At 56.2% G+C, this 15,245-nt stretch carries 14 protein-coding genes; 8 read left to right on the top strand and 6 right to left on the bottom strand.

Translation table 11 applies throughout. From position 1 onward, the window contains the following. Nucleotides 1-2: 2 nt before the first annotated feature. From kdpC to kdpF, 4 genes are read right to left on the bottom strand one after another with little or no spacing between them, the layout of a single operon-like run. Nucleotides 3-578, bottom strand: a complete 576-nt coding sequence (gene kdpC, locus GY169_RS16815) for a potassium-transporting ATPase subunit KdpC (protein WP_167576392.1) — start codon at nucleotides 576-578, stop codon at nucleotides 3-5. A 10-nt stretch (nucleotides 579-588) separates the two neighbouring features. After that, complete coding sequence (gene kdpB, locus GY169_RS16810; RefSeq protein ID WP_163449171.1) at nucleotides 589-2,637, bottom strand: potassium-transporting ATPase subunit KdpB; 2,049 nt, start codon at nucleotides 2,635-2,637, stop codon at nucleotides 589-591. A gap of 20 nt (nucleotides 2,638-2,657) precedes the next feature. Then, nucleotides 2,658-4,337, bottom strand: a complete 1,680-nt coding sequence (kdpA, locus tag GY169_RS16805) for a potassium-transporting ATPase subunit KdpA (protein ID WP_167576391.1) — start codon at nucleotides 4,335-4,337, stop codon at nucleotides 2,658-2,660. Next, complete coding sequence (gene kdpF / locus GY169_RS16800; RefSeq protein WP_077625464.1) at nucleotides 4,337-4,426, bottom strand: K(+)-transporting ATPase subunit F; 90 nt, start codon at nucleotides 4,424-4,426, stop codon at nucleotides 4,337-4,339. The genes kdpA and kdpF overlap by 1 nt, the downstream gene beginning before the upstream one ends. A 305-nt stretch (nucleotides 4,427-4,731) precedes the next feature. On the opposite strand from kdpF, the gene GY169_RS16795 reads away from it, so the two are divergent. Together GY169_RS16795 and phrB are read left to right on the top strand one after the other, a co-directional pair. Continuing rightward, nucleotides 4,732-4,938: a YbfA family protein gene (locus GY169_RS16795; RefSeq protein WP_163449173.1), complete on the top strand. Its 207-nt coding sequence runs from the start codon at nucleotides 4,732-4,734 to the stop codon at nucleotides 4,936-4,938. Between the two features lie 142 nt (nucleotides 4,939-5,080). Then, a complete protein-coding gene (gene phrB, locus GY169_RS16790; protein WP_167576390.1) occupies nucleotides 5,081-6,502 on the top strand; it encodes a deoxyribodipyrimidine photo-lyase in 1,422 nt (473 codons plus the stop codon). A gap of 24 nt (nucleotides 6,503-6,526) precedes the next feature. Here the strand turns inward: phrB and dtpD are convergent, their stop codons facing one another. After that, the gene (gene dtpD, locus GY169_RS16785; RefSeq protein ID WP_167576389.1) at nucleotides 6,527-8,008 is read right to left on the bottom strand and encodes a dipeptide permease DtpD; all 1,482 of its coding nucleotides are present in this window, start codon (nucleotides 8,006-8,008) and stop codon (nucleotides 6,527-6,529) included. A gap of 281 nt (nucleotides 8,009-8,289) precedes the next feature. Between dtpD and GY169_RS16780 the strand changes: the two genes are divergently transcribed. Next, nucleotides 8,290-9,033: a type 2 GTP cyclohydrolase I gene (locus tag GY169_RS16780; protein ID WP_167576388.1), complete on the top strand. Its 744-nt coding sequence runs from the start codon at nucleotides 8,290-8,292 to the stop codon at nucleotides 9,031-9,033. A gap of 105 nt (nucleotides 9,034-9,138) precedes the next feature. Further along, nucleotides 9,139-9,930, top strand: a complete 792-nt coding sequence (gene nei / locus GY169_RS16775; RefSeq protein WP_167576387.1) for an endonuclease VIII — start codon at nucleotides 9,139-9,141, stop codon at nucleotides 9,928-9,930. Between the two features lie 126 nt (nucleotides 9,931-10,056). On the opposite strand, the gene gltA is transcribed toward nei, so the two are convergent. Beyond that, complete coding sequence (gltA, locus tag GY169_RS16770; RefSeq protein WP_064548326.1) at nucleotides 10,057-11,340, bottom strand: citrate synthase; 1,284 nt, start codon at nucleotides 11,338-11,340, stop codon at nucleotides 10,057-10,059. Nucleotides 11,341-11,977: 637 nt separating this feature from the next. Here gltA and sdhC point away from each other — a divergent pair. From sdhC to sdhB, 4 genes are read left to right on the top strand one after another with little or no spacing between them, the layout of a single operon-like run. Next, the gene (gene sdhC, locus GY169_RS16765) at nucleotides 11,978-12,382 is read left to right on the top strand and encodes a succinate dehydrogenase cytochrome b556 subunit (RefSeq protein WP_035892718.1); all 405 of its coding nucleotides are present in this window, start codon (nucleotides 11,978-11,980) and stop codon (nucleotides 12,380-12,382) included. Further along, nucleotides 12,376-12,723, top strand: a complete 348-nt coding sequence (gene sdhD / locus GY169_RS16760) for a succinate dehydrogenase membrane anchor subunit (protein WP_064548328.1) — start codon at nucleotides 12,376-12,378, stop codon at nucleotides 12,721-12,723. The genes sdhC and sdhD overlap by 7 nt, the downstream gene beginning before the upstream one ends. Continuing rightward, on the top strand, nucleotides 12,723-14,489 hold the full coding sequence (gene sdhA, locus GY169_RS16755) for a succinate dehydrogenase flavoprotein subunit (protein ID WP_064548330.1): 1,767 nt from the start codon (nucleotides 12,723-12,725) through the stop codon (nucleotides 14,487-14,489). Before sdhD ends, sdhA begins: the two co-directional genes overlap by 1 nt. Nucleotides 14,490-14,504: 15 nt before the next feature. Beyond that, the gene (gene sdhB, locus GY169_RS16750; protein ID WP_064548333.1) at nucleotides 14,505-15,221 is read left to right on the top strand and encodes a succinate dehydrogenase iron-sulfur subunit SdhB; all 717 of its coding nucleotides are present in this window, start codon (nucleotides 14,505-14,507) and stop codon (nucleotides 15,219-15,221) included. Nucleotides 15,222-15,245 lie beyond the last annotated feature (24 nt).

Here is a 15,245-nt window from a genome sequence, read left to right as displayed (position 1 = left end):
CATCAATTATCCTTGTGGGCATCCAGCGCCATATTCAGCTCAATAATATTTACCACAGGTTGGCCGAGAAAGCCGAGTAGCGGCGTATGGGTTGCCGCCTGTACCTGTTGCGTTAACCATTGCGGCGAGAACCCGCGCGCTTTGGCGATACGCGGCACCTGCCACAGTGCGGCGGCAGGGGACAGGTTGGCATCCAGACCGCTGGCGGAAGCGGTCACCAGTTCAACCGGTACCGTGCGGCTGGCGTCCGGGTTAGCGGCGCGCAGCGCGGCAATACGGTCCGTAAACAGTTTATCCAGCGCCGGGTTGCTGCCCGCCAGGTTGCTGCCGCCGGAGGCCATCGGGTTATCCGGCGCGTCGGCGGTGGCGGAGGGACGCCCCTGGAAATAGCCGGGGTCGCTAAAGTTCTGGCCGATAAGCTGCGATCCGCGAATCTCATGGTTTTCAAAAATCAGCGAACCGTTAGCCTGAGTATGGAACAACCACTGCCCTAACGCGGTGGTCAGCAACGGATAGACGCCGCCGGTAATCACCGCCAGGAATAGAAAAATGACAATGGCAGGACGTAATGCAGACATGGTTATTTCCTCACACCAGACCCAGCAGGGTTAACAGTAAATCAATCACTTTAATACCGATAAACGGCACCACCAGCCCGCCCGCGCCGTAAATCCACAGGTTGCGGCGCAGCATCGCCGATGCCGACAGCGGGCGGTAGCTCACGCCTTTCAGCGCCAGCGGCAGCAGGAAGACGATGATAAGCGCGTTAAAAATCACCGCGCTGAGAATGGCCGAGTTCGGTGAGTGCAGGTGCATAATGTTGAGCACGCCCAACTGCGGCCAGGTGGCGGCAAAGGCTGCCGGGATAATGGCGAAATATTTCGCCACGTCGTTAGCGATACTGAACGTGGTCAGCGAGCCGCGCGTCATCAGCATCTGTTTACCGATATGCACCACCTCAATCAGCTTGGTCGGGTTAGAGTCCAGATCCACCATGTTGCCGGCTTCCTTCGCCGCCTGCGTACCTGAGTTCATCGCGACCGCCACGTCGGCCTGTGCCAGCGCGGGAGCGTCGTTGGTACCGTCGCCGGTCATCGCCACCATCCGGCCTTCGGACTGATACTGACGAATTAACGCCAGTTTGGCTTCCGGCGTGGCTTCGGCGAGGAAGTCATCAACGCCCGCTTCCGCAGCAATGGCGGCGGCGGTCAGCCGGTTGTCACCGGTGATCATCACCGTTTTAATGCCCATTTTGCGTAACTGGGCAAAGCGCTCTTTAATGCCGCCTTTGACGATGTCTTTCAGCGCGATGACGCCGAGCACCCGTGCGCCTTCGGCCACCACCAGCGGCGTGGCGCCCAGACTGGCAACACTTTCGACCTTCTGCTCGACATCCAGCGGGAAGTGACCGCCGTTGCTCTCAATATGGCGGCGAATAGCATCGACCGAACCTTTACGGATCATGCGGTTATCAATATTGATGCCGCTCATTCGGCTTTGGGCGGTAAACGGCACGAAGGTGGCGTGTAGCGCCTGGACATCACGTTCGCGCAGGTTGAAGCGCTGTTTTGCCAGTACCACGATGCTGCGGCCTTCCGGCGTTTCATCAGCAAGCGACGAAAGCTGCGCGGCATCGGCCAACGTTTTCTCATCCACGCCTTGAGCCGGCAGGAACTGCGAGGCCTGACGGTTCCCCAGGGTAATGGTGCCGGTCTTATCCAGCAGCAGCACGTCAACATCGCCTGCCGCTTCTACCGCGCGGCCGCTGGTGGCAATCACGTTTGCGCCGAGCATGCGGCTCATCCCCGCCACGCCGATGGCCGACAGCAGGCCGCCGATGGTGGTGGGAATCAGGCACACCAGCAGGGCGACCAGCACGGTGACGCTAATGGGCGCGCCGCTCCAGGCGGAAAACGGCCAGATGGTCGCCGTTGCCAGCAAGAAGACAATAGTCAGCGCCACCAGTAGAATCGTCAGCGCGATTTCATTTGGCGTTTTACGTCGCTGGGCGCCTTCGACCATGGCGATCATGCGGTCGAGGAAGGTCTCACCCGGGTTAACGCTACAGCGCACCACCAGCCAGTCAGAGAGAATACGCGTCCCGCCGGTAACCGAGGCGAAGTCGCCGCCGGATTCACGAATGACCGGGGCGGATTCCCCGGTAATGGCGCTTTCATCCACCGATGCGCCCCCCTCAATCACTTCACCATCGCAGGGGATAATGTCACCGGCTTCCACCAGCACCACGTCGCCTTTGCGCAGGTCATCGGCCGGAATATGATCCATTTCCGCCCCGTAGCGGGCTTCGCGCAGTTTGCGGGCAAAAGCGGTTTTCTTGACCCCTTTCAGGCTGTTGGCCTGCGCCTTGCTGCGGCCCTCCGCCATGGCTTCGGCAAAGTTGGCGAACAGCACGGTAAACCACAGCCACAGCGCGATAGCGCTGCTGAAACCCACGTTGCCCGGCAGAGCGCCCACGGCCATGGCAATGGCCAGCGCGCTGGTCAGCACGCTACCAATCCAGACGATAAACATCACCGGATTGCGCCACTGGACGGTAGGGCTGAGTTTCTTCACGGCGTCGATCAGCGCCTGGCGAACCAGCGAAGGTTCAAACAGGCCCAGTTGTTTACGACTCATAACCAATAGCTCCGCATCACTCAAAACAGGGAAAGATGTTCCGCCACCGGGCCAATCGCCAGGGCGGGAATAAAGGTCAGGGCGCCAACCAGCAACACGGTGCCAATCAGCAGGCCAATAAACAGTGCATCGTGGGTGGCAAGCGTCCCCGGCGTCGCGGGCTGGATCTTTTTATTCACCAGTGAACCGGCAATCGCCATCACCGGGATGATGACGCCGAAGCGGCCAACGAACATGCACACCGCCAGCAGGCAGTTCCAGAACGGCGTATTGGCGCTCAGGCCGGCGAAGGCGCTACCGTTGTTGTTGGCGGCGGAAGAGACGGCATAGAGCACTTCGCTAAAACCGTGCGAGCCGGGGTTGGCCATTGCGCTACGGCCTGCGTCGGTCATCATCGCCAGCGCGGTACCCAGCAATACCAGCGTTGGGGTCACCAGAATCGCCAGCGCGGTCATTTTCATCTCCGGCACGTCGATTTTTTTGCCGAGATACTCCGGTGTGCGGCCAATCATCAGCCCGGCGATAAAGACCGCCAGCAGCACGAACAGCAGCATGCCGTAGAGGCCCGATCCGACGCCGCCGAAGACCACTTCGCCAATCTGCATCAGCCAAAGCGGGATCATGCCGCCCAGCGCGGTAAAGGAGTCATGCATGGCGTTCACCGCCCCGCAGGAGGCCGCCGTGGTCACCACCGCGTACAGGCTGCTGGCGAGGATGCCGAAGCGGCTCTCTTTCCCTTCCATGTTGATGCTGCTGTCTGCGCCAAAGGCCAGCAGATGCGGGTTACCGCGGGTTTCCGCCCACATCACCACCGCCACGCAGACCACGAAGATGATCGTCATGGCCCACAAAATTGCCCGGCCCTGACGGTTATCGCTCACCGCCTCGCCGAAGACGAAGCACAGCGCCGCCGGGATCAGGAAGATCGCCAACATCTGCACGAAGTTGGTCAACGCCGTGGGGTTCTCAAACGGATGTGAGGAGTTAGCGTTAAAGAAACCGCCGCCGTTGGTGCCCAGCATTTTGATCGCTTCCTGCGAAGCGACTGGCCCCATTGGCAGGAGCTGATGCGCGCCTTCCAGCGTGGTAAATGGCTGATAGGGTAGGAGATTCTGCAAGGCGCCTTGCTGAATAAAGAACAGGGCCAGTAGCAGCGAAATCGGCAGCAGCAGCCACAGGGTAATGCGGGTGATATCAACCCACGCATTGCCCAGTGTGCTGACGTTGTGACGAGCAAAAGCGCGCACCAGCGCAAACAGCACGGCAATACCGGTGGCCGCGGAAAGGAAGTTCTGCACCGTCAACCCAGCCATCTGGCTAAAGTAGCTCAGGGTTGTTTCGCCGCTGTAGGACTGCCAGTTGGTATTACTGACAAAGCTGACAGCGGTATTGAGCGCCAGATGCCAGGAGAGTCCTGGTAATTGCTGCGGGTTCAGCGGCAGATAGCCTTGCAGCATCAGCATCGCGAACAGGACGACCAGGCCGCACAGGTTGAGCAGCAAAATAGCGATAGCATAACGTCTCCAACTCATCTCCTGGCCGGAAATCCCGAGTACGCGCCACAGCCCGTTTTCCACACGCGCCAGACCCGGCAGCGGCACATTGCCGATCATTGTCGCCAGCATTTTGCCGAGCGGGCGGGCGAGAATAAACAACACCAGCAGGAAGCTGGCAATGAGTAAAAATCCCTGAGCAGCCATCACAGCGCCTCCGCCTTCAAAAGGGCATAAACCAGATACGCCAGTAACAGGAACACCAGCACCACGCCAGCTATTACACCTGTAGTCACAATCCACCTCCGGATGGTTGAGTTATGCCGGTAAGCGTAGGATTTTGGGTGCAAAGATTTCGCAAAAATCAGCGGGCGGGGTGTAAAAAAAGTATAAAAATGGACAAGACCACAATTTAACTAATGGTTAGTATTAATTTAACAATCGTGTAACTGAATTACGTTTTGAATGTAAATAAAGACAAAACGGCCTTAAATTAGTGGTCGGATGAGTAGTAAAATTACACAAAAAGCGGTACTCTTTTAGTCAGATTACTGAGCTTCATTTTCCGGCGTGCGTTGCCGGCCAACTTAGGGGAGAGAATATGGAACTGTATAAAAAATATCCTGCACACGTCATATTAATGCGCCGTACTTTCGCCGTGGTGGCGGGGATAGTCGCGCTGCCGGTGATGCTGTTCTGGAAAGACCGCGCCCGCTTTTATAGCTATCTGCACCGCGTCTGGTCGAAAACCAGTGAGAAACCGGTATGGATGGAACAAGCTGAAGAGGCCGCCTGCGACTTTTATTAATGTTGTGGCGTAAAAGAACGAGACAAACCGCTCCTGCTATAACGGGGGCGGTTTTTTTTCGCCTTGTGTTGCCGGGCCAGCCGCGTGTGGTGAAATAATTGGTGTAATATGAATGTATTAGTTAAATATATTCAGGGTTTTTATGTCCACTCATCTGGTCTGGTTCCGCGCCGATTTACGCCTGCATGACAACCTCGCCCTTGCCGCTGCCTGCCGCGATCCGCGTGCGCAGGTGCTGGCGTTGTTTATCGCCACGCCTCAGCAGTGGGCTGCGCATGCCATGGCTCCCCGTCAGGCGGCCTATATTGCCGCGCAGTTGAACGCGCTCCGCCAGGCGCTGGCGGAGAAAAATATCCCGCTGGTGTTTCACGAAGTGGCCGATTTTGCGGCCAGCGTCGAGGTGGTGCACGACGTTTGCCAGACTCATGGCGTAACGCATCTTTTTTACAACTATCAGTATGAATTTAACGAGCGCCAGCGTGACGCCGCCGTAGAACGCCGGCTTACCAACACGGTTTGCCAGGGTTTTGATGACAGCGTTATCCTGGCGCCCGGCGCGGTCATGACCGGTAGCCAGGAAATGTATAAAGTGTTTACGCCGTATAAAAATGCCTGGCTGCGCCGCCTGCAGGCGCATATGCCGGAGTGCGTCCGCGCGCCGGAGCGACGCGATGCGCCCACGGTGACGGCAGGGGAAACGCTCAACTTTACCTATCCTCAGCAGCCGTTCGACGCGATGCTGTTTCCCGCCGATGAAAAGGCGGCCATTGCGCAGTTGCGCCATTTTTGCCAGCAGCAGGCGGCAGAGTACGAAGCCCAGCGCGATTTCCCGGCTATGGAGGGAACCAGCCGTTTGTCGGCCTGCCTCGCCGTCGGCGTGCTTTCACCGCGCCAGTGTCTGCATCGCCTGTTGGCAGAACAGCCGGAGGCGCTTAACGGCGGCGCGGGGAGCGTCTGGCTGAATGAGCTTATCTGGCGCGAGTTTTACCGCCATCTGCTGACCTATTATCCTGCCTTATGCAAGCATCGGCCGTTTATCGCGTGGACCGATCGCGTACGCTGGAACCCGGCACAGAAGGCGTTTATTGCCTGGCAGAAAGGCGAGACCGGCTACCCGATTGTCGATGCGGCGATGCGCCAGCTTAATGAAACCGGGTGGATGCATAATCGCCTGAGAATGATCGTCGCCAGTTTCCTGGTGAAAGATCTGTTGATCAATTGGCGAGAGGGTGAGCGTTATTTTATGTCGCAGCTGGTGGATGGCTGTCTGGCCGCTAACAATGGCGGTTGGCAGTGGGCCGCGTCAACCGGTACGGACGCCGCGCCTTATTTTCGCATCTTCAATCCGACGACCCAGGGCGAGCGCTTTGATAAAAACGGTGAATTTATCCGCCGCTGGCTGCCGGAACTGGCGGCGGTACCCGAGAAGGCAATTCATCAACCGTGGGTATGGGCCGATAAACAGGGGAGAACGCTGGCGTATCCGCGACCGATAGTCGATCACGCGCAGGCGAGGGTGGCGACGTTGGCCGCTTATGAAGCAGCGAAAAAGAGCGAGGCCTGAACATTCAGGCCTCGTCAGAGCGGGTTAGACGTCAACCGCGAGGCGACGGCTACGCACTTTCACCGTGTGATACAACCAGATAACCAGCACCACGCCGACACAGGCCAGCGCGCCCCAGGTGATTTGACTGAATACGTCGATATAAGCGTTAATCGAGTAGTCTGCCGCGCCCGCAGAATCGAACGATGCCTGCGACGTCTGGTCGGCAATAATCCCCGCCACATAGTTGGCTACCGCACCGGAAAGCAGCATGTAAATGCCGGTCAGTACGCCGGTCACGCCCGGGATCTGGATGCGGGTGATTTGCGACATGGCGACCGGGTCGATAAACAGTTCAGCGAAGCCCATCACCGACAGCCCCAGCAGCATCAGCGGCATGGAGGAGTGGCCATAGGTGGCTGACCAGCGGGCGCTAAGGGTCAGAATACAGAACCCCGCGCTCATCAGGCCCAGACCCAGCGCGTATTTGCCCCAGATGCGCAGATCGCGGTTATTGGTGACCTGTTCTTTAATCAGCCACGCCAGCACCACGCCGCACAGCATGACCGCAAAGGCGTTGACCGACTGGAACATGGCGGTAGGCACTTCATAGCCGAGTACATCACGGTTTACAAAGCGGTCGATATACAGGCTGATTGAACTGCCGCCCTGCTGAGCAAAGGCCCAGAACAGCAGGCTGAAGAAGGTCAGTACCACGATCAGACGCAGGTCTTTACGCTGCTCGGCGGTTTCGGCACGGCGATAAATTTTCGCCAGAACCGCAAGGCCAATCACTGATGCGGCGATCAGCGCATACACTGACCACTCCTGCCAGAACAGCACGGTGATGAACAGCGGCGCAACCACCAGCAGCACCAGCAGCCAGCCCCAGTTCGGCAGCAGGAAGTTGCGGGCGCACAGCACCTCTTTGTTTACCCCACGGGTGTGGGCAAAATGGCGGCGACCGCTAATGAAAATGACCAGCCCGGCCAGCATGCCGACGGCTGCCAGCGTAAAGCCCATTGCCCAGCTATACTGCTCTTGCGCGAAGCCGCAGGCGATTGGCGCAATAATAGAGCCGACGTTGCCCGCCGCGTACATCAGCGAGAAGCCGCCGTCACGACGCGGATCGGTGGGTTCGTACAGTTCGCCCAGCAGGCAGCTGACGTTGGACTTAAATAGCCCATAGCCGCAGACGATAATCGCCAGCGACAGGTACAAGAACATCGGCGCGACTTCGCTGGCGCCAAGCACCATATGGCCGACGACCATCAACAGTGCGCCGAGCATGACCGCCACGCGGTTGCCGAGCACTTTATCCGCCAGATAGCCGCCAAGGATGGGCGTAACGTACACCAGCGAACAATAGGCGCTGAATAATTCGTACGCGTGGGTATCGTTGTATTTCAACTGGTTGGTGAGATACAGGATCAGCAGCGCGCGCATGCCATAGAAACTGAAGTATTCCCAGATTTGCAGAGCGACGACGTAGTAAATCGCCTTAGGCTGCGATTGTGATTTATTCATTGCACATTTAACCTCGAAACCCGGCAACGGCATGCTGCGTAAGGCTTTGTTTCATTTATGTAATAATACGTAGAAAAGCGTATTATCTTTGTAATATGCGGTATGGTTGCATAAATATACATGAAGTCCATCACATAAAAACAGACATATCGTGTTATTTACGCATTTTTTTCGCGTAGTTAAGCGGTGTCATGACAGAGGTAAGGAATTGTGTATCGACGTAGCCGCGCGAGGGCGCTATTTTATTCTGCTTAACAGCATCAACGGCTAAGGGAGCGACGATGAAAAATACCGAGCTAGAACAACTGATTAACGAAAAACTCAATAGCGCCGCCTTTAGCGATTACGCGCCTAACGGCCTGCAGGTTGAGGGGCGTGAAACGGTGCAGAAGATTATTACTGGCGTCACCGCCAGTCAGGCGCTGATTGATGAAGCCATTCGCCAGCAGGCCGATGCGGTGATTGTCCATCACGGCTATTTCTGGAAGGGGGAGTCGCCGGTCGTGCGCGGCATGAAGCGCAATCGCCTGAAGGCGCTGCTGACAAATGATATCAATCTTTACGGTTGGCACCTGCCGCTGGATGCGCATCCGGAGCTGGGTAACAACGTTCAGCTGGCGCAACTGCTGGGGATTAACGTCCAGGGGGAGATCGAATCGCTGGTGCCGTGGGGAGAGCTGTCGATGCCGGTGTCCGGTCTGGAACTGGCCTCATGGATCGAAGCGCGTCTGGGGCGTAAACCGCTATGGAGCGGCGATACCGGGCCGGATAAAGTTTCTCGTGTGGCCTGGTGTACCGGCGGTGGTCAGGGCTTTATCGATAGCGCCGCGCGCTTTGGCGTCGACGCGTTTATTACTGGCGAAGTGTCGGAACAAACCATCCATTCAGCGCGTGAACAGGGGCTGCACTTCTATGCTGCGGGCCACCATGCCACCGAACGCGGCGGGATCCGTGCGCTGAGCGAATGGCTCAATGAAACCACCGATCTGGAGGTTTCATTTGTGGATATCCCGAACCCGGCTTGAGGTCGTGAGCGCGTTACGCCTCCTGAGATATTGAAATAGCCGCTTGCGTCGACGCGGCGGGGCGAACACGATATCAGCGTGTTGCTTTAGTAGAAGGAAATGGTCATGCCTGAAGGCCCAGAGATCCGTCGTGCGGCGGATAGCCTGGAAGCGGCGATAAAAGATAAAACTTTAACAGAGGTGTGGTTTGCGTTTCCCGAACTTGCGCCCTATGCAGCGGAGCTGGTGGGGCAGCATGTGACGCGGGTGGAAACGCGGGGTAAGGCGCTGCTGACGCATTTTTCAGGCGGTCTGACGCTCTACAGCCATAATCAGCTGTACGGCGTATGGCGGGTGGTGAAGGCCGGCGAAATACCCGAGACCACGCGAGTGCTGCGCGTGAAGCTACAAACGGATGATAAAGCCATCCTGCTGTATAGCGCTTCCGATATTGAGATGCTGACGGCGGAAACGTTGAAAACGCATCCGTTTTTGCTGCGCGTCGGGCCAGACGTGCTGGATATGACGCTGACGCCGCAGGCGGTAAAAGCGCGGCTGCTGTCGGCGCCGTTTCGCAACCGTCAGTTTTCAGGCCTGCTATTGGATCAGGCGTTTCTTGCCGGGCTGGGCAACTATCTGCGGGTTGAAATTCTTTGGCAGGTGGGGCTAACGGGTCACCACAAGGCGTCGAAGCTGACTGAACCGCAGCTTGACGCGCTGGCGCAGGCGCTGTTGGATATCCCCCGGCTCTCCTACAACACCCGCGGCAAAGTGGATGATAACAAGCATCACGGCGCGTTGTTTCGCTTTAAGGTTTTTCATCGCGACGGTGAAGCCTGTGAGCGCTGCGGCGGGATCATTGAGAAGACCATGTTGTCGTCAAGGCCGTTTTATTGGTGCCCGGGGTGTCAGCGTTAAGTAGGACGGATAAGGCGTAGCCGCCATCAGGCAATGTGCGCCGATATTGCCTGATGGCGCTTTGCTTATCAGGCCTACGGGAATAAAAAAAGCGCCCGCAGGCGCTTTTTTTGTGCAGACCATCGCTTACTTCTTGAGGTCTGATTTGAAGTCGCGCTGCTCGTAGCCGGTGTACAGCTGACGCGGACGCGCGATTTTCATGCCGTCGGTGTGCATTTCGTTCCAGTGAGCAATCCAGCCGATAGTACGCGCCATCGCGAAGATAACGGTGAACATGGAGGACGGAATACCCATCGCTTTCAGGATGATACCGGAGTAGAAATCGACGTTCGGGTACAGTTTCTTCTCGATGAAGTACGGGTCGTTAAGCGCAATGTGCTCAAGCTCCATCGCCACTTCCAGCAGATCATCTTTGGTGCCCAGCTCTTTCAGCACTTCGTGGCAGGTTTCGCGCATGACGGTCGCACGTGGATCGTAATTTTTGTACACGCGGTGGCCGAAGCCCATCAGGCGGAAAGAGTCATTCTTGTCTTTCGCGCGACGCACGAATTCTGGAATGTGCTCAACGGAGCTGATCTCTTCCAGCATTTTCAGCGCGGCTTCGTTGGCGCCGCCGTGTGCCGGCCCCCACAGGGAAGCAATACCGGCCGCGATACAAGCAAACGGGTTGGCCCCGCTGGAGCCTGCGGTACGCACGGTAGAGGTGGAAGCGTTCTGCTCGTGGTCAGCGTGCAGGATCAGAATACGGTCCATCGCACGTTCCAGCACCGGGTTCACTTCGTAATCTTCACACGGCGTGGCGAACATCATACGCAGGAAGTTACCGGCATAGGACAGGTCGTTGCGCGGATAAATGAACGGCTGGCCAATCGAATATTTGTAACACATGGCCGCCATGGTCGGCATTTTGGACAGCAGACGGAAGGCGGCGATTTCGCGGTGACGCGGGTTATTCACGTCCAGAGAGTCGTGGTAGAACGCCGCCAGCGCGCCGGTAATCCCGCACATCACCGCCATCGGGTGAGAGTCGCGGCGGAACGCGTGGAACAGACGGGTGATCTGCTCGTGAATCATGGTGTGGCGAGTGACGGTAGTGGTGAACTCGTCGAATTCGGCCTGGCTCGGTTTTTCGCCGTACAGCAGAATGTAGCAAACTTCGAGGTAATTAGATTCGGTGGCTAACTGATCGATCGGGAAGCCGCGATGCAGCAGGATCCCTTCGTCGCCATCAATAAAAGTAATCTTAGACTCGCAAGATGCGGTAGAGGTAAAACCAGGGTCAAAAGTAAAAATGCCTTTTGAACCGAGAGTACGGATATCAATAACATCCTGACCGAGCGTGCCTTTCAGCACATCAAGTTCAATAGCAGTATCACCGGATAGAGTGATTTTTGCCTTTGTATCAGCCATTTACGGTCTCCTTAGCGCCTTTTTGCTTAAGACTGCCGGATGCCGGATTTGCAATTCATAAAATATTTCGACGGTGCCAGTTTGTTATTTGGCTCACGGCTCTGCTGTAGAGATGAAGCAAGGGTACAGAGCAAGGGCGCTTGACGGTGCACGTCTAATCTACAGTGAAACAACAGCAAATCAGGGTCTTAGCAATCCAATGATTCAAACCTGAACAAACACTAATAACGTTACAGCCAGGCCAGGTCAACCCAATCACACTGTTACATAACTTATTATCAGGTGAAAGAGTGCCCCCATAACTTTTGAGCATTATATGCTTTTACAGGTGATGGTTGTAACAATAATGTTTAATATTTGTCAAATCACGTGATTAATTTTTAAAAAATTGTTTTAATCGTGAGCGTGATCACTGTTCTGCATAAAACCAGACAAACTATATGTAGGTTAATTGTAATGATTTTGTGAACGGCCTATACTGCCGCCAGGTCTCCGGAACTCCCTGCAATCCCGAGCCACCCAGCGTTGTAACGTGTCGTTTTAGCATCTGGAAGCAGATTTAACCATGACGCGAAGTTATAGAAAGGACGCTGCTTGACCCGCCTGCAGACCGGAGGAAGGAAATAATAAGAACAGCATGTGGGCGTTATTCATGATAAGAAATGTGAAAAAACAAAGACCTGTCAATCTGGATTTGACAACAATCCGGTTCCCTATAACAGCGATAGCGTCCATTCTTCATCGCGTTTCCGGCGTGATTACGTTTGTGGCGGTGGGCATTCTGCTATGGCTGTTGGGCACCAGTCTCTCCTCCCCGGAAGGCTTCCTGACCGCTTCCTCCATCATGAGCAGTTTCTTCGTTAAATTCATTATGTGGGGCATCCTCACTGCGCTGGCCTACCACGCCGTTGTGGGTATCCGTCACGTGTTAATGGATTTCGGTTATATCGAAGAAACCCTCGAAGCCGGTCAGCGTTCAGCCAAAATCTCTTTCGTTATTACAGTCGTGCTTTCAATTCTTGCAGGAGTCCTCGTATGGTAAGCAACGCCTCAGCATTAGGACGCAACGGCGTACATGACTTCATCCTCGTCCGCGCCACCGCCATTGTCCTGACTCTGTACATCATCTACATGGTGGGCTTTTTTGCGACGCACGGTGAAGTGACCTGGGAAATCTGGAGCGGTTTCTTTGCCTCTGCGTTCACTAAAGTGTTCACCCTGCTGGCTCTGTTCTCAATCTTGATTCATGCCTGGATCGGCATGTGGCAGGTGTTGACCGACTACGTTAAACCGCTGGCCCTGCGCCTGACGCTGCAACTGGTGATTGTTGTGGCGCTGCTGGTTTACGTTATCTATGGATTTGTTGTGGTGTGGGGTGTGTGATGAAACTGCCAGTCAGAGAATTTGATGCTGTAGTGATTGGTGCCGGCGGCGCAGGTATGCGCGCGGCGCTGCAAATTTCCCAGAGCGGCCAGACTTGTGCGCTGCTGTCTAAAGTGTTCCCAACCCGTTCCCATACCGTATCCGCGCAGGGTGGCATCACCGTGGCGCTCGGTAATACCCATGAAGATAACTGGGAATGGCACATGTACGACACCGTTAAAGGGTCGGACTATATTGGCGACCAGGACGCGATTGAATATATGTGTAAGACCGGCCCGGAAGCGATTCTGGAGCTGGATCATATGGGCCTGCCATTCTCCCGTCTGGAAAATGGCACCATCTACCAACGTCCGTTTGGCGGCCAGTCGAAGAACTTCGGCGGCGAGCAGGCGGCACGTACCGCGGCGGCGGCTGACCGTACCGGTCACGCTCTGCTGCACACGCTGTATCAACAGAATTTGAAAAACCACACCACGATTTTCTCCGAGTGGTACGCGCTGGACCTGGTGAAAAACGCCGATGGCGCCATCGTCGGTTGTACCGCGCTGTGTATCGAAACCGGTGAAGTGGTGTACTTCAAAGCCCGCGCAACCGTGCTGGCGACCGGCGGCGCAGGCCGTATTTACCAGTCCACCACCAACGCCCACATCAATACCGGTGACGGCGTGGGTATGGCTATCCGCGCTGGCGTACCGGTGCAGGATATGGAAATGTGGCAGTTCCACCCGACCGGTATCGCCGGCGCGGGCGTGCTGGTCACCGAAGGCTGCCGTGGTGAAGGCGGTTACCTGCTGAACAAACATGGCGAGCGCTTCATGGAGCGTTATGCGCCGAACGCGAAAGACCTGGCGGGTCGTGACGTGGTGGCGCGTTCCATCATGATCGAAATCCGTGAAGGTCGCGGCTGTGACGGCCCGTGGGGCCCACACGCCAAGCTGAAGCTGGATCACCTGGGTAAAGAGGTGCTGGAATCCCGTCTGCCGGGTATCCTGGAACTGTCTCGTACCTTCGCGCACGTTGACCCGGTTAAAGAACCGATTCCGGTTATCCCAACCTGCCACTACATGATGGGCGGCATTCCGACCAAAGTGAGCGGCCAGGCGTTGACGGTGAACGAGCAGGGCGAAGACGTGGTCATTCCTGGCCTGTTCGCGGTCGGTGAAATCGCCTGCGTATCGGTACACGGTGCTAACCGTCTGGGCGGTAACTCGCTGCTGGATCTGGTGGTGTTTGGTCGCGCGGTGGGTCTGCATCTGCAGGAATCTATCGCGGAGCAGGGCGTACTGCGTGACGCTACCGAAGAAGAGATTGACGCTTCTCTGGAACGTCTGAACCGTTGGAACGGTAACCGTAACGGTGAAGACCCGGTCGAAATTCGCAAAGCGCTGCAGGAATGTATGCAGCATAACTTCTCGGTATTCCGTGAAGGTGATGCGATGGCCAAAGGCCTTGAGCAGTTGAAAGCCATCCGCGAGCGCCTGAAAAATGCCCGTCTGGATGATACCTCCAGCGAGTTCAATACCCAGCGCGTTGAGTGCCTGGAGTTGGATAACCTGATGGAAACGGCTTTCGCCACCGCGATGTCCGCCAACTTCCGTACCGAGAGCCGTGGCGCGCATAGCCGCTTCGACTTCCCGGAGCGTGATGATGAAAACTGGCTGTGCCATTCCCTGTATCTGCCAGAGTCGGAGTCTATGACGCGTCGTAGCGTCAATATGGAACCGAAACTGCGTCCGGCATTCCCGCCGAAGATTCGTACTTATTAATGCGGAGACAGGAAAATGAAACTCGAGTTTTCAGTTTATCGTTATAACCCGGACGTAGACGATGCTCCGCGCATGCAGGATTACACCCTGGAAGCGGAAGAAGGTCGCGACATGATGCTGCTGGATGCGTTAATCCAGCTGAAAGAAAAAGATCCGTCTCTGTCGTTCCGCCGCTCCTGCCGTGAAGGGGTATGCGGTTCTGACGGTCTGAACATGAACGGTAAAAATGGTCTGGCGTGCATCACGCCGATCTCCGCGCTGAATCAGCCGGGCAAGAAAATTGTTATCCGTCCTCTGCCAGGTCTGCCGGTGATCCGCGATTTGGTGGTAGACATGGGGCAATTCTACGCACAATATGAGAAGATTAAGCCTTACTTATTGAATAATGGGCAAAATCCTCCGGCTCGTGAGCATCTGCAGATGCCGGAGCAGCGTGAGAAACTCGACGGTCTGTACGAGTGTATTCTCTGCGCATGTTGTTCAACTTCTTGCCCGTCGTTCTGGTGGAATCCGGACAAGTTTATCGGCCCGGCAGGTCTGTTGGCGGCGTATCGTTTCCTGATTGACAGCCGCGATACCGAAACCGACAGCCGTCTGGAAGGATTAAGTGACGCTTTCAGCGTATTCCGCTGCCATAGCATCATGAACTGCGTCAGTGTATGTCCTAAGGGGCTGAACCCGACGCGCGCCATCGGCCATATTAAGTCGATGCTGCTGCAACGTAGCGCGTAAGTAATAGAGGGGAGCGCTGTTCCC

Source organism: Kluyvera genomosp. 3, assembly GCF_011765685.1.
GTDB classification, from domain to species: Bacteria; Pseudomonadota; Gammaproteobacteria; order Enterobacterales; family Enterobacteriaceae; genus Kluyvera; species Kluyvera georgiana_A.
Note: the sequence above shows the minus strand (reverse complement) of the source record. Positions and strands in the feature narration are given on the sequence as shown.